General features: G+C 60.5%; 16 protein-coding genes and 1 pseudogene. 7 read left to right on the top strand and 10 right to left on the bottom strand.

All coding sequences use genetic code 11. From position 1 onward, the window contains the following. Positions 1–3 precede the first annotated feature (3 nt). From hydA to FQ185_RS07755, 3 genes are all read left to right on the top strand, one after another. Positions 4–1,440 carry a dihydropyrimidinase gene (gene hydA / locus FQ185_RS07765; RefSeq protein ID WP_149417006.1) on the top strand — a complete coding sequence of 479 codons (1,437 nt, stop codon included), beginning with the start codon at positions 4–6 and terminating at the stop codon, positions 1,438–1,440. Further along, entirely contained in the window at positions 1,437–2,183 is a 747-nt protein-coding gene (locus FQ185_RS07760) for a 2-keto-4-pentenoate hydratase (protein ID WP_149417005.1), read from the top strand. Before hydA ends, FQ185_RS07760 begins: the two co-directional genes overlap by 4 nt. A gap of 69 nt (positions 2,184–2,252) precedes the next feature. Beyond that, positions 2,253–2,468, top strand: coding sequence for a helix-turn-helix domain-containing protein (locus FQ185_RS07755; RefSeq protein WP_149417004.1), 216 nt, complete (start codon positions 2,253–2,255; stop codon positions 2,466–2,468). A 60-nt stretch (positions 2,469–2,528) separates the two neighbouring features. Here FQ185_RS07755 and FQ185_RS30845 read toward each other — a convergent pair. From FQ185_RS30845 to FQ185_RS07740, 3 genes and pseudogenes are all read right to left on the bottom strand, one after another. Next, a pseudogene (locus tag FQ185_RS30845) lies at positions 2,529–2,859 on the bottom strand (OprD family outer membrane porin); the annotation flags it as partial. A 166-nt stretch (positions 2,860–3,025) separates the two neighbouring features. After that, positions 3,026–3,502 (bottom strand): MarR family winged helix-turn-helix transcriptional regulator, encoded by a 477-nt coding sequence (locus FQ185_RS07745; RefSeq protein ID WP_084377539.1) that lies wholly within the window; start codon positions 3,500–3,502, stop codon positions 3,026–3,028. A gap of 110 nt (positions 3,503–3,612) precedes the next feature. Then, complete coding sequence (locus tag FQ185_RS07740; RefSeq protein ID WP_218575886.1) at positions 3,613–4,956, bottom strand: MFS transporter; 1,344 nt, start codon at positions 4,954–4,956, stop codon at positions 3,613–3,615. A 325-nt stretch (positions 4,957–5,281) separates the two neighbouring features. On the opposite strand from FQ185_RS07740, the gene FQ185_RS07735 reads away from it, so the two are divergent. Next, positions 5,282–6,262: an AraC family transcriptional regulator gene (locus tag FQ185_RS07735; RefSeq protein WP_149417003.1), complete on the top strand. Its 981-nt coding sequence runs from the start codon at positions 5,282–5,284 to the stop codon at positions 6,260–6,262. 19 nt (positions 6,263–6,281) lie between these two features. On the opposite strand, the gene FQ185_RS07730 is transcribed toward FQ185_RS07735, so the two are convergent. The 7 genes from FQ185_RS07730 to FQ185_RS07700 all read right to left on the bottom strand — a co-directional run bounded on the left by FQ185_RS07730 (position 6,282) and on the right by FQ185_RS07700 (position 14,616). Further along, positions 6,282–7,853, bottom strand: coding sequence for a methyl-accepting chemotaxis protein (locus FQ185_RS07730; protein WP_149417002.1), 1,572 nt, complete (start codon positions 7,851–7,853; stop codon positions 6,282–6,284). Between the two features lie 15 nt (positions 7,854–7,868). After that, complete coding sequence (locus tag FQ185_RS07725) at positions 7,869–8,633, bottom strand: class II aldolase/adducin family protein (protein ID WP_149417001.1); 765 nt, start codon at positions 8,631–8,633, stop codon at positions 7,869–7,871. A 23-nt stretch (positions 8,634–8,656) separates the two neighbouring features. After that, positions 8,657–9,643, bottom strand: coding sequence for a ketopantoate reductase family protein (locus FQ185_RS07720; protein WP_149417000.1), 987 nt, complete (start codon positions 9,641–9,643; stop codon positions 8,657–8,659). 86 nt (positions 9,644–9,729) lie between these two features. Continuing rightward, entirely contained in the window at positions 9,730–10,515 is a 786-nt protein-coding gene (locus FQ185_RS07715) for an ABC transporter ATP-binding protein (RefSeq protein WP_371926604.1), read from the bottom strand. 5 nt (positions 10,516–10,520) lie between these two features. Next, positions 10,521–12,323, bottom strand: a complete 1,803-nt coding sequence (locus tag FQ185_RS07710) for an ATP-binding cassette domain-containing protein (protein WP_149416998.1) — start codon at positions 12,321–12,323, stop codon at positions 10,521–10,523. Continuing rightward, positions 12,320–13,357: a branched-chain amino acid ABC transporter permease gene (locus FQ185_RS07705; RefSeq protein ID WP_149416997.1), complete on the bottom strand. Its 1,038-nt coding sequence runs from the start codon at positions 13,355–13,357 to the stop codon at positions 12,320–12,322. Before FQ185_RS07705 ends, FQ185_RS07710 begins: the two co-directional genes overlap by 4 nt. Before the next feature lie 107 nt (positions 13,358–13,464). Next, a complete protein-coding gene (locus tag FQ185_RS07700) occupies positions 13,465–14,616 on the bottom strand; it encodes an ABC transporter substrate-binding protein (RefSeq protein ID WP_149416996.1) in 1,152 nt (383 codons plus the stop codon). 159 nt (positions 14,617–14,775) lie between these two features. Here FQ185_RS07700 and FQ185_RS07695 point away from each other — a divergent pair, with 159 nt between their 5' ends. The 3 genes from FQ185_RS07695 to FQ185_RS07685 all read left to right on the top strand — a co-directional run bounded on the left by FQ185_RS07695 (position 14,776) and on the right by FQ185_RS07685 (position 17,717). Next, positions 14,776–15,000: a hypothetical protein gene (locus FQ185_RS07695; RefSeq protein ID WP_149416995.1), complete on the top strand. Its 225-nt coding sequence runs from the start codon at positions 14,776–14,778 to the stop codon at positions 14,998–15,000. A gap of 405 nt (positions 15,001–15,405) precedes the next feature. Next, positions 15,406–16,518, top strand: a complete 1,113-nt coding sequence (locus FQ185_RS07690; RefSeq protein ID WP_149416994.1) for an amidase — start codon at positions 15,406–15,408, stop codon at positions 16,516–16,518. A 26-nt stretch (positions 16,519–16,544) separates the two neighbouring features. Further along, on the top strand, positions 16,545–17,717 hold the full coding sequence (locus FQ185_RS07685; protein WP_149416993.1) for an acyl-CoA dehydrogenase family protein: 1,173 nt from the start codon (positions 16,545–16,547) through the stop codon (positions 17,715–17,717). The last annotated feature ends 18 nt before the right edge of the window (positions 17,718–17,735 follow it).

Raw genomic sequence — 17,735 nt, 5'->3', positions numbered from 1 at the left:
GATATGCAACCTTTTGATACGGTGATTCGCAACGCCCGCGTGGTAACCGCCGCGGACACGTTCACCTGCGATATCGGTATTCGTGATGGGCGCATCGTCTCCCTTGGCCTGGACCTGCCGCAAGGTCACCAGGAAATCGACGCGGCAGGCCGGCATGTCACCCCCGGTGGCATCGACAGCCACGTGCACCTCGACCAGCCGACTGGCGACGGCTCGGTGATGGCCGATGACTTCTTCAGCGGCACGGTCTCGGCGGCCTGCGGCGGCACCACCACCGTCATCCCGTTCGCCTGCCAGCAGAAGGGGGAAAGCCTGCGCTCTGCCGTCGATGACTACCATCGTCGGGCGGGTAACAAGCCGGTGATTGATTATGCGTTCCACCTGATCGTCACCGACCCCACCCCGCAGGTGCTGCGTGAAGAATTGCCGGCCTTGATTGCTGAAGGCTATACATCGTTCAAGATTTACATGACCTACGATGCGCTGAAGCTGGGCGACCGGGAGATTCTCGAGACGTTATCGGTCGCGCGCCGTGAGGGCGCCATGGTGATGCTTCACGCGGAGAACAGCGATTGCATCGCCTGGCTTACCGAGCGACTTGTGGCGGCCGGGCTGACTGCGCCGCGCTACCACACCGGGTCGCGGCCGATGCTGGTGGAGCGCGAAGCGACCCATCGTGCCATCGCCCTTGCCGAGTTGGTGGACGTACCGATCCTGATCGTGCACGTGTCGGGCCGCGAGGCCGTGGAGCAGATTCGCTGGGCCCAGAGTCAGGGGTTGAAGGTGTACGCCGAAACCTGCCCGCAGTACCTGTTTCTGACCGCCGACTCGCTGGGGTGTGACGACAGCTTTGAAGGTGCCAAGTGCATCTGCAGCCCGCCACCGCGCGATGCCGCAAACCAGCAGGTGATCTGGGATAGCCTGGAGAACGGCTCGTTCGAGATTTTCTCGTCAGACCACGCACCCTTTCGCTTCGATGGCCCGAATGGCAAGAAGGCTCACGGTGAAAAGGTATCGTTCGACCAGATCGCCAACGGCATTCCCGGTGTCGAAACCCGCATGGCACTGCTCTGGTCCGAAGGCGTGCGCAGTGGGCGCATCACCGCGCAAAGCTTTGTTGCGCTGACCTCCACTAATGCCGCCAAGATGTATGGGCTGTATCCGCGCAAGGGCAGCATCGCTATTGGTGCGGATGCCGACCTGGTGATCTGGAACGAAGGTGAGTCGGTGCACCTGTGCAACGAAATGCTGCACCACAACGTCGATTACACGCCTTACGCGGGTATGACGCTGAGCGCCTGGCCGGCCATGACGCTCTCTCGCGGTGAGGTAGTCTGGGACGGCGAGCCGCGCGGTGAGGCGGGTCGGGGCCGGTTTCTGCCGTGCGAGCGCCCGGCGCCTGCGCAACTGCGCCGACGGAAGACTGAGTTGGCATTGTGAGTGCGGTCGCGCAGGTGGCCGCCATCCTGATTCGTGGTTGGCGTGAGGGGCGCCAACAACCGTTGCCAACCCTGAAACTGGCTAGCGAAGCAGAAGCCTATGCGGTGCAGCACCAGGTAGCGGAAACCCTCGGCTGGTTCGCCTCCGGGCCCCCAGCGGCCTGGAAACTGGGCGGCTCTCCGGGAGGGCTGATCAGCGCCGCCGGGGTACCGGCAATGGCGGTACACCCGTCGGGTTGGCAGGTTCCGCCGGGCGATGCCTTCGGTTTCGGGATCGAGGGGGAATTGATCGTGCGCCTGTCGCGAGACCTCGACCACCACACTGATCTGGCCATGGCCCGTGCGGCAGTCGATGTGTGGATGCCGGGCATCGAACTCTGTGGCACGCGCTGGCTGCAGGGCGATCAAGCCGCGCCACTGCTTCGGCTGGCCGACCAGCAACTCAACCGCGCGCTGGTACTCGGTGCACCGCAAACGCTGGGAGAAATGCCGGATTGGTCAAGTCGACAGGTGACGTTGCGGGTGGCCGGGGAGCCTGAATTCGTCGGCTTTGGCAGCCATCCATTCGGCGAGCCGCTCAGTTCGCTGCCCTGGCTGGCGCGTCACGCTGCAGCACTGGGCACCCCCTTGCGAGCCGGTGACCTGGTGGCTAGTGGTAGCTGGACGGGTATCTACTGGGCGCCGGCCGGGGTGCAAGTGGAAGTTGAGTTTGCCGGGATAGGACGGGTTGCCTTGTCGACTTGATGCGTTTCAAAGGCTTGCTGATTTCCAGTTTACGAAGCCAGCCTGCGCATTGCTCTGGCTTAAAAAAGCGTGGACTTTTCAGACTTGCCTCTGGATGCGTGCCACTTTACCTTTCATTGCTTCTCTCGCTACCGGTCGATTGCTATCCGTCACGTCAAACTGCGGCAGCTGGCCAATGATGGTCTGATTGAGCGGGTTGATTTCGGCGAGCTGCCTCGCAGGGTCGAATATCAGCTCTCTGAAATGGGAGATAGTGGGCATGTACGTCAATGCGTCGTGTTGTGATATTAGCGCCCCGTTGTGTGGACACTTCGGTGCGCGGTGAGGCGTGGCGCAGGGCAATGCTGCGGTCGAGCCGTCGCCCTGGCTCAACCAGACTGCATCGCTGTCGGCGCTGACTTGTTGTAGGCCGGCGGCGAAGGTGTGGCCGTTCACCAGGTAGGTGAATTGCGCGCTGCTCAGGCGACTGTCGACCTTGCCTTTGGTGACGCCGTCGTCGTAGTAGCCGAAGGTGTAGAAATCCGGGTCATGGCGGTTGTCGAAGTGTCGCGGGTCGGTACGCAGGGTGCCGGTGCCGATCTGCCAATCGTATTTGAGACCCAGAAAGTGCTGGTTGTAAAAGTCCTGCAGATTGCGGTAATCGTAAGGTCAGGTCTTTGGCCGCTCTGTAATCCACGCACTGCGCCAGGCAGTGAGCGATTGCCTGTAAAGGGATGAGCTATCGGTGGTGAATGCTGCGCCTGTAAAAAGCAGAAATCCGATTCATCGGGTTTCTGCTGTGCACTGGTGCTATTTAAGGCGTGCAGGTTGTTGCCAGTGCCCACAGGGTTGGTCGTCGCGGGTCAGTCTTCCGGCAGGTTATTGAATATTTTTTCCAGTGTTCCGTTCAGTTTGGTGATCTGGGCTTCAGTCAGGCCTTTGAAACTGGTGCGGAAGATATCGCTGGTACCGTGCTGGATTTCTTCGATGGTATGGCGGCCGGTATCGGTGAGCGAGACCTGAGTCACCCGCCCGTCACTGGCGCTGGTATTGGTCTCTACCAGCCCGTCGGCTTTCATGCGATACACGATTTTGGTAATGGTCGAGAGTTTCGCGATGGCATGGATCGAGATTTCCGAAATGCTCGACTCGCCATTTTCCTTGAGAATAAACAGAATCCGCCAGCGCGGGATGTCCATATCGATTTTCTTCAGCGCTTTCTCCATGGCCATGGAGTAGCGGCCATGCAGGCGAGCCAGCCAGTAGAAGGGAAACTCTTCCTTCTTGAAGTCTGCGCTGGCGGGGTTGTATCGGCTCAGGCGCTTTTTCGGGGTGGTCATAAAGGTTGGCGTAGTCTTTCTGGTGAGCTGGATTTGATAGCGGGCGCCATTGTCGCGCCGCTCGCGGCAAAAAACCAGCAGGCACGCCGGAGCGTGCCTTAGGTAAGCCTTCAGGCGAGGCCTTCGTGTTTGAGACTCTCACGAAAGTGTCGGCAACCCTTGATCAGCAAGAGAAGGGTGAAAGCGATTGCGAAGGCATCGAGCAGGGAAATGGACGAGCCGACCATGGCGGGGTTATGGAATAGCCGGTCGGTGAGCAGCGCGACCAGCGTGGTACCAAGACCCAGGCCAATCAGATTGGAGATCAGCAGGAACAGCGCGCTGATTTGCGCTCGCATCTGATTCGGCGGCAGGATCTGCATGGCCGCGGTTGACGCCGGCATTGGAAATGAAGCGAAGAACATCGCCGGTGCCAATAGCGCTACGGACATCCACAGTTCGCTGACTTGGGTGAACGCGATGGCGGGCACGGCCATGCCGATTGCCCCAATTACTCCCGCGCGGATCGGCGCATCGCTGTAACCTTTTTTCGCCAGCCAATCGATCAGCCAACCGCCGCAAAACACGCCACTGGTATTGGCCAGCAAAACCACGATCCCGAGCATGTAGCCGGTATCGCTGGGGGCGAGGCCGAACTTTCGCATATAGAAGGCCGGGGTCCAACTGAGCATGCAGAACAGCGTCATCGCGTAGAACGAAAACCCCAGGTAGTGACAGAAGAAGGTTTTGCGGTGCACTGCCAGGAACCTGAACGCCTGTTTCATGCTGGGCGCGTGGACCTTGCCCGCGGCGTCCAGTTTCAAGCCTTTGCGGGCCGGGTCGCGAATCGTCAGGGCAATCAGCAGGGCAACCAATACGCCCGGCAGGCCTACCAGAAAAAACGTCACCTGCCACGGCCGCATTTCGCCTAGCAGCGGCACGGCGACACTGTCGAGGTTCTTCAGCAAGTCGATGACATAGCCGCCAATCAGAAAGGCCACACCGCCGCCAATGAACGAGCCGATAGAGTAGATCGCCACGGCGCGCCCGAGTTTTTCCCGGGGGAACATGTCGCTGAGCATCGAGTAGGTGGCCGGTGACAGCGCCGCTTCGCCAATCCCGACGCCGATGCGTGCCATGAACATCTGCAGGAAGTTTTTGCTCACCCCGCACAGGGCCGTCGCCAGGCTCCAGAACGCGACGCCGATGGCGATGATTTTCGGTCGGGAGAATTTGTCCGCCAGCAGCGCGATGGGCATGCCCATGAAGGCATAGAACAGCGAAAAAGCCAGGCCATGCAGCAGGCTGAATTGGGTGTCGGATAACTGCATATCGTGTTTGATCGGTTCGATCATCAACGCCAGGATCTGACGATCGATAAACGAAAAAGTGTAGGCCAGCATGCAAACGGCAACGACATACCATTCGTAGGCATAGCTTTTACGGGTGACCTCGGTCGGTGTTTTGCTGGTCATGCTGTTTGGCCCCTTCAGGGTTGGCAATCAGTCAGTCGGCGGCAGCGGTTGTTGCAGTTGGGTGTATTGGTGACGCCGTCGTTACCCGAGCGCCTTGCCCTGGTGCGTTTATTGGTTTTGTTGTGCGGTTCCAGGTTGCCAATTGCTTGGCTTGTGTGTTGCAAGACCTTTTTAAGCCGTTGTTTGCCGTGTCTCTATGCGCCAGGCGCAGAGGTTGTTCCGGGGACGCAGAAAGCGTTTCAATGGCGTGAAAATTGCTTTCCATTTCCACTAAATTATCGATGTGCCTGCGGGTAACGATGTCATTTTTTGGAGGCGCTCAAGCATGCTCGATCACAGCTCTTCGCTCCGTCATCATTGCCTCCTGAGTTCCGACGGGTTCGGCGAAGTCAAGGACCGGGTCAGCCATTACCTGTGGCCCCATCAGATGAAAATGCAGCAGGGCGGCGCCCTACAATCGCAGCTGTATGGTGTGTTCTTCGGCAGTTCGGCGCTGTTCGATCTGCACTACGGCGCGCCGGTGGAAATCGACGCCGGGGACATCAGCGACTATTACCTGATTCGGGTCACCCTCGAAGGCAGTGGCATGGTCAGCCTGGGTAAGCAGAGCGCGATTCTACGCAAGGGCGGGCTGACTATTTCTTCGCCTTCCGAGCGCAGTTTTATCCGCATCGACAAGGACTGCCGCAACCTGATTCTGCGGGTCGACCGCGAAGCGCTCGAACGCCAGTTGCAAGTGTTGCTAAACCGGCGCTTGCGTCAGCCATTGGTCTTCGATATTCAGGTCGATGCCGAGCATCAGGGCATGGCGACGGTACGCACCACCCTGGACTACATCTGCCAGTTGTATGGCGACGCCAGCCAGTCGCTGCTCACCTCAGCCATGGGCGGGAGCCTGTCGGACTATTTGCTGTCGGTGCTGCTGACTCAGTTGCCGCACAACTACTCCGTCGATCTGCTGCAGGACCAGCGCCAGCCGATGCCTCACCACATCAAGAAGGCCCGTGACTACATCGAGCAGCACCTGGCAGAACCCATTGCCCTGGCGAGTCTGGCGCAGTTCTGCGGAGTGTCCATCCGCACCTTGCAAAATGGCTTTACGCGCTTTCTCCAGCAAACCCCCAGCGACTATGTCCGCACCCGTCGACTGGCCCTGGTACACGTGGCCTTGCAGCAGGCCGGACCGGCCGACAGCGTGACGGATGTTCTGTTGTGTCACGGGGTTGCCAGCTTCGGTCATTTTGCGATGCAGTACCGCAAGCAATACGGCTGCCTGCCGTCCGAGACCCTGCGACGTCAGGCCTGACGCTTGAGGGTCGATCTGCTCAGCCCTGAAGAAAACGCCGGGCCAGGTCGAGTTGGGAGTTGGCCAGTTGGTGCAGCTCCTCGCCGATCTGGGTACTGCGTCGGGACTGATCGCTACTGGTTTGCGCCAGGCTCACGATCTGGGAAATCTGCCCATTGATCTCTTGGGCGACTTGACCTTGTTGTTCGATGGCCGAGGCCATCTGCAAACTCATGCCGGAGATCTGCCCGACTTCCTCGCAGATGCGCCGCAGCGCCGTTTGTACTTGGGCCACATCCTCGCGGGATTCCCGCGCGGCCGATTCGCCGCGTTGTGCTGTGGCCAACGCCAGGGCACTGCCGTCGCGCAATTGCTCGATGGAGCGCTGGATCTGTTCGGTGGATTCGCGGGTTCGGGTAGCGAGGCTGCGCACCTCATCGGCGACCACCGCGAAACCGCGTCCTGTCTCCCCGGCACGGGCCGCTTCGATGGCCGCGTTCAGGGCCAGCAAGTTGGTCTGTTCGGCGATGCTGCGAATCACATGAGCGACGCCGCTGATTGATTCGATCGATTCCGCCAGGCGGCTGACCGCCTGACCGATCTCTTCGACCGAGGTGCACAGGCCGGTCATCGAACGCTGGCTCTGCCCGGACATCCGGTCGCCGTCGTGAGCCAGGTGGTCCACGGCTTGAGTCGCTTCGGCCGCGTGTTGCAGGTTGCGCGACAGTTCCTGAATCGTGGCGCTCATTTGATGGACTGCGGCGGCGGACTGCTCGGCTTCTTCAAGTTGCCGTTGCAGGTGGCCCGACTGGGCCTGCACCAGCATCGACGATTCTTGCGCGCGTTGACGCACGGTCTCGCCGTTGATCCGGATGCGCGCCATGACCGTGCGCATCCGCGTGTTCTGGCTGTTGAGCGCCATGTCAAAACGGCTGGCGACGCAGGCGCTGCCGTCCTGAAGCGATGCCAGCAAGGCATCGCTGTAGACCTGATCATGTCGGGCCATGATCCGGCGGACATCCGCGCGCTGTCTGGCTCGCCACTGCCAAGCCGAGGCGAGCATTCCGCCGAGCACCAGCAGGCCCGGTGCCAAGTTGATCTGTTCACCGATCATGGCGCCCATGACTATCAGGCCCAAGAGCCACGCGATACCCTGGCTGCTGGCGTGTTCCTGCACGCGCCGGGCAAATGTCAGCGGTCTGAGGCCGTCATTCAAGCGTCGATAGAGTTTCTCCGCTCGCAGGCTTTGGGCGGCGTCCAACGGGTGATAAGCCGTACCCAGCGCGTTCAACTGACCGCCCTCGAGCAGCGGCACCACATAGAGATTGCACCAGAAGGTGGTGCCCTGTTTATCGCGGCCCATCATGGGCGCTGTCCACGGCACGCCGCTGCGCAGGGTCTCCCACATACGGTCGATGACTTGCTTGGGCATCAGCGGATGATTGATCAGCTCATGCGGCTGGTTCAGCAAGTCCTCCCGGGTGTAACCGCTGAGCGCCAGATAGGCGTCATTGCAGCCGAGTAAATGGCCCCGGATATCCAGGCGCGAGATCGGGATTTCTTCCAGCCCCGGGGAGGTGGCCGGGTGTGCGAGTTCTACTGAGTTACCCATTGGACGCTCCCGCGCTTACCAGCATTGGCCGCGTTCAGCACGCATTTTGCGCACCATGGCGTCGAAGAATTTCACAGCGAAGCCGCTGTCCCGAATGAGCATGGCCGTGAGTTCTGCGCACTTTTGGCTGATCGCCTCCGGCAGCGGATTGTCTTCACCGCCCAACGCGCCGGCCTGACACTGGATTTCGGCGGCGCGCTGCACCGTCCACAACAGGAAAAACGTCTTGGCGATGCTGCTTTCACCAACGGCAATGCCGTGGTTGCGCAGCACCAGGATGTGCTTGTCGCCGAGGCTGTCGGTCATCCGGGCTTTTTCGTCATCGAACAGCGTGATGCCTTCGAAGGTGTGGTAGCCGATCCGTCCGTAAAGTTGCGCACCGTAAAAGTCGTTATGGGTAAAACCGGCCTTTTTCATGACGATGGCTGAAATCGGCGTGGTGTGCGTGTGGATCAGGCACTGAATGTCCGAACGCGCACCGTGCACTGCGCTGTGCAGGGCGAAACCGGCAGGGTTGCCGTCATAGGGCGAGTCTTCGAGCCTCTTGCCGTGCAGGTCGACCTTGAGCAGGTTGGCCGGCGTCACTTCGGTGTAATTCAGGCCGAACGGGTTGACCAGATAATGGTGCGCCGGGCCGGGCAGGCGTGCAGAAATATGGTTGAAGATGGTCTCGGTCCAGCCAAAGAAATCCACCAGGTGGTAGCAATGCGCAAGTTGCACGCGCAGTGCCCATTCTTCGTCGCTGTACTGTTGCGGTTTTTCCAATGGGCTGTGGTTCATGTCGGAATCCTTGTCGTAGTGAGTCAGCGGCAGGCCTGTTCGCCGCGAAAGCGCGCCAGGGCAATGAGGTGTCGAGTGACGGGCATCGGGATCGCCATGTAATCGGCCAACTCCAGCACCGCGTCGCCGATGGCGGCCAACTCCAGGGGACGGCCTTTCTCATAGTCCTGCAGCATCGAGGTGCGCACGGCGCCCATGCCGGCGCCCAGTTCGAGAAAGGTCTGTGGGTCGATGCTCACGCGCGCGCCATGCGCGGCGGCGGTGAGCAGGGTTTCGTGCAGGCAGGTGCGGACCAAATCCTGCAACTCCGGCAGGCCGTAAAGCTGATCGAGGGTGGCGCCGGTAATCACCGAGAGTGGGTTGGAGGTGATATTGGCGATGATCTTGGTCCACAGGTTGTCGCGGATGCGTTCGGTGGCTCGCGCTTCGATTCCGGCACTTTCGATCAGCGCGCGCACACGCTCCAGGCGCGGGCTGAGGCGGTTGTCGGGTTCGCCGAAAATCATCAGGTGCGGGGTGTGCGATTCGACCACGGCGTTGGCTGTGCAGTGGGCGGTAATGAACACCACGCTGCCGATCACATGGCGCAGGTCCAGGGCTTCGCCAAGAATCGACTGGGGATCGACCGCGTTCACTCGTTGCCCGTCGTAGCGTCCGCCTTCGCCATGGAAGTACCACCATGGCACGCCGTTGACGACCGGAATGACCACGGTCTCGGCGCTGATCATCGGTTGGATCTGCGGTAACAGGCTGGCCAGCGCTGGCGCCTTGGTGCAGAGAAAAATCAGGTCCTGTTCGCCCAGGCTGGCGGCGTCGTCGCTGGCGTGAACCCGCACATGATGGTCGCCGTCCAGATCGGACAGGTGAATGCCGTCACGGCGGATGGCCGACAAGGTTTCACCTCGGGCCAGTACGTTGACCGTATGGCCGCGGCCAGCCAGACGTGCTGCCAGGGTGCAGCCGATGGCACCCGCACCGGCGATGCCGATGCGCGGGGGGGAAGCGTTCATCGCGACTCCGGATGTTCAGAAAGACCTCGAAAGGTCGGGCTCGACGCCAGCCCGGCGCCGTCTCGGGCACCGGGGCAGGGCGGCGGTCAGTTAGCGAGCATTTCCTGGTGCTTGCTGGCCAGGCCCAGATAGGCTTCTATCACGCGCGGATCGTCCGCCAGTTGCCGCGCCGGGCCCTGCATGGCGATCTGCCCGGTTTCCAGCACATAGGCGTAATCGGCCACCCGCAACGCGGCGCGGGCATTCTGCTCCACCAGCAGGATCGAGACCCCTTGGTCGCGCAAGGACGTGATGATGCGGAAAATCTCCCGGGTAATCAGCGGCGCCAGGCCCAGGCTCGGTTCGTCGAGCATCAGCAGCTTGGGCTTGGCCATCAGCGCGCGACCCACAGCGAGCATCTGCCGTTCACCACCGGACAGCGTCGCCGCCAGTTGCTCGCGGCGCTCCCACAGACGCGGGAACAGTTCGTAGACTTCACCCAGGGTCTCGCTGTAGCGACGATCGCCTCGGCGATGGCGTTGGAAGGCGCCGAGCAGCAGGTTATCGGCCACGCTCATGCTGGTGAACAGCTCGCGTTTTTCCGGCACCAGGCCCAGGCCCCGCGAGACCATCACTTCCACTTCCGGCAAGGTTTCCAGGCTGCCGTCGAAGTTGACCTGGCCCCGGGAATCGAGCACGCCCATGATTGCCGAGAGCAGGGTGGTCTTGCCGGCGCCGTTGGGGCCGATCACGGTCACGATCTGGCCCTTGCCGACCGTCAGGCTGGCGTTGCTCAGCGCTTCGACTTTGCCGTAGGCCACGCTCAGGTCCTTGATCTCCAGCACGGCGTCGCTGACCTGGTTGTGCGGTGCGAGTTGCGGTTCCACTTGCATGTTCATCATTCAACTCCTCCCAGATAGGCTTCCAGTACCGCCGGATCCTTCTGTACGTCTTCGGGCAGGCCCTGGGCGATCCGCTGGCCGAACTCCATCACCACTACGCGATCGACCAGGCCCATGACGAAGTCCATGTCGTGCTCGACCAGCAGAATCGCCATGCCTTCGCTGCGCAGGCGGCTGAGCAGGATGCCAAGGGCTTCCTTTTCTTTCAGGCGCAGACCGGCCGCGGGTTCGTCGAGCAGCAGCAGGCACGGATCGGCGCACAACGCGCGGGCGATTTCCAGGAGCCGCTGCTGGCCGAGGGCCAGGCTTCCGGCCTCTTCATACAGATAGTCACCGAGGCCTACGCGCTCCAGCTGACGCTTGGCTTCGCTGAGCAGCTCGGCTTCCTCGCGACGATCCAGGTGCAGGGCCGCCGACAGCACGCCCTGCTTGCCACGCAAATGAGCGCCAATGGCGACGTTCTCCAGCACGCTCATGTTGCCGAGCAGTTTCACGTGCTGGAAGGTACGACTAATGCCCATACGCGCCACTTGCCGCGAGTTTAGGCCGTTGATCATCTGGCCCATGAACAGCACGTCGCCGGAGGTCGGTGTATCGACACCGGAGAGCTGGTTGAACATGGTGCTCTTGCCGGCACCGTTGGGGCCGATCAGAGCGAGGATTTCACCGGAGCGGATTTCCAGGCTCATGTCGTTGTTGGCCACCAGACCGCCGAAGCGCTTGGTCACGTGCCGGGCTTCAAGGATCAGCTCGCCATGTATGGGCAGTTGCCGACGCGGCAGAGGCGCCGCGCTGGCGTCGATGTTCTGCACCTTGGCGCGCACCCTGAAGCGGGCAGGTATCAGGCGCGTCAGCAGTGGCCACAGACCACCGGGCGCACGCTGCATCAGGACCACGATCAGGATGCCGAACACGATGATTTCGTAGTTGCCGGTGTTACCCAGCAGCAGCGGCAACCAGTCCTGCAACCACTGTTTGAGCAGGGTCAGGATGCCCGCGCCGAGCAGGGCGCCCCAAACGCTGCCGACACCGCCGATCAAGGCCATGAACAGGTAGTCGATGCCCATGTTCAAGCCGAATGGCGTCGGGTTGACGAAGCGTTGAGTGTGCGCGTAGAGCCAGCCGGAAATTGCCGCGAAAACCGCCGAGATGACAAAGATCACCATCTTCGAGCGGAAGGTGTTGACCCCCATCGACTCGGCCATTACCTGGCCGCCCTTGAGTGCGCGAATGGCGCGGCCTTCGCGGGAGTTCAGGAGGTTCTGAGTGATGACGATGGCCACCAGCAGCAGGGCCCAGATCAGGTAGAAAATGTTCTCGCCTTTATCCAGCTTCAGGCCGAACAACGAAATCGAGGGCAAACCACCGACGCCGGTATGGCCGCCCAGGGATTCCACGGTGCCGAACAGGTAGTACAGCGAAAGTCCCCAGGCAATCGTGCCCAGCGGCAAGTAATGCCCGGACAGCTTGAGCGTCAGTGCGCCGAGAATCAGCGCCACCGCGGCAGTGAGCACGACGCCCACCAGCAGCGTCAGCCAGGGCGACGTCCCGGCCCAGGCCAGCCAGGCCGGCAATTGTTCGGTGGTGGTCAGGTAGGCTGATGTATAGGCGCCGAGCCCGACGAACGCGGCCTGACCGAAACTGGTCATGCCGCCAACGCCAGTGAGCAGCACCAGCCCCAACACCACCAGGGCGTACATGCCGATATAGTTGAGCAGGGTGACGTAGTACGGCGGCAGCAGCAGCGGCGCGACGCCCACCACCAGCAGCAGGGCAAGCAACAGGTAGCGCGGATTCATTCTTCTTCCTCCACATGACGACTGGTGAACGAACGCCAAAGCAGGAACGGAATAATGAGAGTGAACACGATGATTTCTTTATAGGTACTGGCCCAGAACATTGAGAATGCTTCGATCAGGCCCACCGCCAGAGCGCCGAGCGCGGCGACCGGATAGCTGACCAGCCCGCCGATGATCGCGCCAACAAAGCCTTTGAGGCTGATGACGAAACCGGAATCGAAATACAGCGTGGTGATTGGTGCGATCAGGATCCCCGACAGCGTGCCGATCAGCGCGGCGAGCAGGAAGGTCGACTTGCCCGCGAGGGTCGGCGAAATACCCATCAGCCGGGCGCCCATGCGGTTGACCGCGGTGGCACGCAAGGCCTTGCCATAGAGCGTGCGCTCGAAGAACAGGTACAGCCCGACGATCAGCCCCAGGGACACCGCCAGTACCCAGAGTGTCTGGCTGTTAAAGGTGACCGGGCCAAGTTCCAGGCCGGCTTCGGAGAACGGTCGGGTGCGGGCGCCTTCAGGGCCGAACAGCAACAGCGCAATACCGACCATGCTGACGTGCACGGCTATCGACACAATCAGCAGGACCAACGAACTGGCCGAGGCGATCGGCTGGAACACCAGACGATAGATCTGCGGCCCCAGCGGAACCACCAACGCCAGTGTCAGCAGCGCCTGGACCGCCATTGGCAAATCGGCCAGCGGCAAGGTATTGATCAGCACGGCCATCAGCCCGGCATAGCCGAGCTTGACGAGAATGCGTTTGGGAAAACGGAACGCCTGGCTCGAACGTGCCGCACCCCACACATCGAGTGCGCAATCGATCAGCGTCAGGCCGAGCAGCAGCCAGACCAGAGCAGTCGGGTGTCCACTCTGCAAAGTGGCCATGGTCAAGGCGCCGTAGGTCACGAATTCACCCTGGGGGATCAACAGGATCCGGGTCACGGTGAACACCAGGAGGATCGACAGGGCCAACAGCGCATAGATCGCGCCGTTGGTCATACCGTCCTGGCCCAGCAGCAAGGCTATCTGGAAATTCATAATGAGAGCTCTTTTCTACAGATTGAATATCAGGCCCGCCTGCCGGCGCAGATCGACTCGCCGGCAATCGGGCAGGGCGCGCAGCGGGCTGTGCGTCCGGGTTTCGATCAGTTGTCGTGCAACAGCATCCAGTTGCCGTTCTTGACCACGATCAATTCGCGACCGCGTTCGTCGAATCCGCTGTGGTCTTGCGGCGTCATGTTGTAAACACCTTGGGTGCCGGCCAGTTCGTGGCTTTGCTCAAGCGCATCACGTAGGGCTGCACGGAACTCGGGGGTGCCGGGGGCGGCTTTCTTGGCCGCAATCGGGATCGCCTGCTGTAACAGCAGGCCGGCATCGAAAGTGTTACCGCCGAAGGTCGCCGGTTTGCTGCCGTTGAGCTTTTCGTAGGCTGCGGTGTAGTCGCTGGCGATTTTCTTCGAGGGGTGGCTGTCCGGGATTTCATCGAGTACCAGCATCAGGCTGGCAGCGAGGATGGTGCCCTCGACTTTCTTGCCGCCCAGCTTGAGAAAGTCCTGCAGTGCCGCGCCGTGGGTCTGGTAGACCTGACCTCGATAGCCCTGATCGAACAGGGTGGTCTGCGGCATCACGGCCGAGCTCCCCGGCGCTGCGACCAGCACCGCGTCAGGACGGGCGGCGAGAATTTTCAGGCTCTGTCCGGTGACCGAAGTGTCCTGGCGCTGGAAGCGCTCGTTGGCCACGACTTTGATGTTTTGCTGCGCTGCCAGGCCGGCCATGACCTTGGACCAGTTCTCGCCATAGGGGTCGCTGGTGCCCATAAAGCCGAGCGTCTTGACGCCTTTTTTGGCCATGTGTTCGAACAGCGCCTTGGCGATCAGGTCATCGTTCTGCGTGGTCTTGAACACCCATTTCTTCTGCTCGGTCATGGGCAGCACCACCGCGGCGGTGCCAACCGGTGCCAGCAACGGCACCCCAGCCTCGGCGACGAACTGGATCACGCCCATGGCGTTAGGCGAACCGCTCGGGCCGATGATGGCATCGACATTTTCTTCGTCGATCAGCTTTTTCAACGCCTTCACTGTAGCGGTCGGGTCGCTCGCATCATCCAGAGAAATGTACTTCACCGCCTGGTCGCCGGCCTGGGTCGGCAGCAAGGGTACGGTGTTTTTCTGTGGCAGCCCGACCAGTGCGATCGGCCCGGTGGAGGAGGTAATGACACCGATTTTCACTTCAGCCTGCGCGGCGGCGGCGCAGGCGGCACTCAACAACAACGTGGACACGGCTTTTCTGAAAAGCATGACTTTCTCCGAAGAGTTGCAACGCTGCAAAAGGCTAATGGCCAGCCGCCCCGATCACGATGTGATGCGAGTACGGCCCAAGGTACGGCCCTGTTTTTATTTGGCGAACTGCTGCGGCACCCCATGACGTGTTACCGAGCGCGTGGGTACCGGTCGATCATGAGTAATCGATCGAAGGCAACCAGGGCAAAAGCAGATTGCATGCCAGAAAATTTTCCAAAGATGGCAAAACGCCGTTACCGCAGACTTTCAGCCGACGCATTACAAGACGATCCGGCCAAGGCGTTGCGATGGCCTGGCAGGGATGATTTCAGGCGGGCGAAAAATACCCACCACGCCATACCGAATAAGGCCTTGATCTGGATCAAGGAAGGGAAAAAATGACAAAAAAACAACTTAAAAAACATCAATAAATAGCGATTTTTTTATGTGTTATTCACGCCATTTTTTACTGTGTATTTATTTTTTTATTTTTATATCTGCGCAATCTTCAGCCATGAGTTTTGCGAAATGTTTCGTCGATCGTATTCGCTTAAATATGTAATAACTAATTGATAATTAACGTATTTATCAAAATATTGGTATTTGCGCGGCTTGTGCTGTGGTGTTACCAAATTGCACGTCATCGGTGCGTTCGGCTGAAAGTTGCACCGAAAATACACACTATTTTATTTGGTAAAATTCAATTGACATTTCACGTAAATATTACGATTTTAGATTTAAGCATTCACCCCGGCCTTCGTGCCGAGGGCATCCGTTCTGGTGACACATAACGAGCAGGTAAAGAGCATGTCGATCGTTGTCGAGGATTTAGCCTTAGGGGGGAGTGGTCTTTCGGTCATGGTGAAAGACACCATCGATATCGCGGGCTACCCGACCCGTGCTTCAAGCCACGCACTGGCCGATGCACCGGCAGCCGACGAACATGCACAAGTGGTTCAGGCTGTTTTGGATGCGGGCTGCCAGATCACCGGTAAAACCAGTCTTCATGAATTGGCATTTGGCACCACCGGCCTCAACGCCTGGACCGGCACAGCGTCCAATCCGCGCTATCCGGGTCACATCCCCGGTGGCTCTTCCAGTGGTTCGGCGGCTGCAGTGGCGGCGGGGCTTTGCGACTTTGCGTTGGGCACTGACACCGGTGGCTCGGTGCGGATTCCAGCAGCGTGCTGTGGTGTTTTCGGTCTCAAGCCAACCTTCGGGCGTGTCAGCCGTCAGGGTGTCATGCCGGCGCACAGCACCCTCGATTGCGTTGGGCCGCTGGCACGGGATATGGACTGTTTGATCGACGCGATGCACGTCATCGACCCGACATTCCAGTCGATATCGGTGCCTGGAAATCTTTCTATTGGGGTCGTCGCGGTACACGCCGACGAACAAATCCACGCTGTGGTGAACCAGGCCCTGGGCCGTTCGCGCTTCACGCTGGTCGAGCAATCACTGCCCGGCATGTCGGCGGCTTATGGTGCAGGAATGGTGGTCATTAATGCCGAAACTTGGGCAGCATGCGGCCATCTTCTGCAAACCGGTCGAGTCGGTAACGATGTTGCCGACCGCCTGCGAGCCGCCAGTTTGACCTCTGCCGAGTCCGTTGAAGAGGCCGAAATCATCCGCCGCGCGTTTACCGCAGAAGTGAATGCAGCCCTGGCCATCACTCCGATTCTGGCCATGCCGACCATGCCCGACTTTCCCTTGCTGGTCGCCGATGCGGCCGACACTCGCGCCGCCCTGGGCATGACGTCCCTGGTGCGCGCTTTCAATCTTTCTGGTCATCCGGCCCTGAGCATTCCTCTGGAAAGCGCTTCGGGACTCCCGGTAGGCCTTCAACTTATTGCCGCCCATGGCGCGGACGAACTGCTGTGTGCAGTCGCCCGCGAGCTGGTTCGGCGCCTGGAAGAGTAATCGTCATGCTTACTATGGAGAAACCCATGACTGCGCCAAGCGAGCTGAAGCACCAGCGCTGCGTGCCGATCACCGCGAATGAAGCGTTTCAGAAACTGCTGGTCGAGATTCGTGCGCGTGCGCGGAACGAAGAATTCGACCAGCAAAAATTTATCTCTCAGGATGTTATCGAGCAGTTCCGCAAGCTCGGCGTCTATCGGGCCCTGGTGCCTAAACGCTTCGGCGGTGACGAGCGTTCGCCGGCCGAGTTTTGCCAGATGGTCGAAGATATTTCCATCGCCGACGGCTCCGCCGGTTGGGTCGCCAGCTTCGGCATGAGCCCGGTTTACCTGGCGGCACTGCCGCTGGAAACCATCAAGAAAATCTATGCCGATTCGCCTGACGTGGTGTTCGCCGGCGGGATCTTCCCACCGCAGCCTGCATCCTTTGTCGAGGGTGGCCTGGAGGTCAACGGGCGCTGGAAATTCTCCAGTGGCTGCATGGGGGCCTCGCTGATCGGCGTGGGCATCAGCCCGAAAAACGGAGAGATGCTCGGTCTGCCACGCCTGGCGGTGATGCCTCGGGAAAAAGTGCAGATCGAGGAAACCTGGAACGTCGTTGGCCTGGTCGGCACCGGGAGCCATGACGTGGTCGTCGAAGGCGTAGTGGTGCCGGAGGAGTGGACCTTCGTGCGCGGTGGTCCGTCGAATCTTGACGAACCGTTCTTCCGCTACCCGTCGCTGTCTTTCGCCACTCAAGTCTTGTCGGTGGTCGGCCTCGGCGTTGCTCGCGCGGCACTCGATGAGTTGAGCGGCATGGCCAGTGGACGAATCTCCGTGACCGGTGCGCCGTCGTTGTCCGACCGGCCGCTGGCCCAAGTCGAGATGGCCAAGGCCGAAGCGTCGCTGCGCGCCGCGCGTTCTTGGTTCTACCAGTCCATCGACGATGCCTGGGCCAGCGTACTGGCCGGCGATCCGGTGAGTGTCGAACAGACCAATATGCTGCGCTTGTCCTCGACCCACGCCACCCGCGTTGCGGCCGATGTTGCGCGCACCGCGCAAATGCTTTCGGGCATGAGCGGGGTCTACCGCACCAGTCCGCTGTCGCGCTTCGTCAACGACACCCAAGTCATTACACAGCACGCCTTCATGGGCGACATGACCTACCAGAACGCGGGCGCAATCTTCTTCGGCAACAAGCCGCTGCCTGGCTACCTGTAATTTTTTTCCTACTGATTG

The sequence above is a fragment of the Pseudomonas sp. ANT_H12B genome (genome assembly GCF_008369325.1).
Taxonomy (GTDB): Bacteria; Pseudomonadota; Gammaproteobacteria; order Pseudomonadales; family Pseudomonadaceae; genus Aquipseudomonas.
Note: the sequence above shows the minus strand (reverse complement) of the source record. Positions and strands in the feature narration are given on the sequence as shown.

Coding starts and splice junctions, on each gene's coding strand:
- hydA (WP_149417006.1), top strand. CDS start 4: ATGCAACCTTTTGATACGGTGATTCGCAACGCCCGCGTGGTAACCGCC.
- FQ185_RS07745 (WP_084377539.1), bottom strand. CDS start 3,502: ATGACCACCCCGAAAAAGCGCCTGAGCCGATACAACCCCGCCAGCGCA.
- FQ185_RS07740 (WP_218575886.1), bottom strand. CDS start 4,956: ATGACCAGCAAAACACCGACCGAGGTCACCCGTAAAAGCTATGCCTAC.
- FQ185_RS07735 (WP_149417003.1), top strand. CDS start 5,282: ATGCTCGATCACAGCTCTTCGCTCCGTCATCATTGCCTCCTGAGTTCC.
- FQ185_RS07730 (WP_149417002.1), bottom strand. CDS start 7,853: ATGGGTAACTCAGTAGAACTCGCACACCCGGCCACCTCCCCGGGGCTG.
- FQ185_RS07725 (WP_149417001.1), bottom strand. CDS start 8,633: ATGAACCACAGCCCATTGGAAAAACCGCAACAGTACAGCGACGAAGAA.
- FQ185_RS07720 (WP_149417000.1), bottom strand. CDS start 9,643: ATGAACGCTTCCCCCCCGCGCATCGGCATCGCCGGTGCGGGTGCCATC.
- FQ185_RS07715 (WP_371926604.1), bottom strand. CDS start 10,515: ATGCAAGTGGAACCGCAACTCGCACCGCACAACCAGGTCAGCGACGCC.
- FQ185_RS07710 (WP_149416998.1), bottom strand. CDS start 12,323: ATGAATCCGCGCTACCTGTTGCTTGCCCTGCTGCTGGTGGTGGGCGTC.
- FQ185_RS07705 (WP_149416997.1), bottom strand. CDS start 13,357: ATGAATTTCCAGATAGCCTTGCTGCTGGGCCAGGACGGTATGACCAAC.
- FQ185_RS07700 (WP_149416996.1), bottom strand. CDS start 14,616: ATGCTTTTCAGAAAAGCCGTGTCCACGTTGTTGTTGAGTGCCGCCTGC.
- FQ185_RS07695 (WP_149416995.1), top strand. CDS start 14,776: ATGAGTAATCGATCGAAGGCAACCAGGGCAAAAGCAGATTGCATGCCA.
- FQ185_RS07690 (WP_149416994.1), top strand. CDS start 15,406: ATGTCGATCGTTGTCGAGGATTTAGCCTTAGGGGGGAGTGGTCTTTCG.
- FQ185_RS07685 (WP_149416993.1), top strand. CDS start 16,545: ATGACTGCGCCAAGCGAGCTGAAGCACCAGCGCTGCGTGCCGATCACC.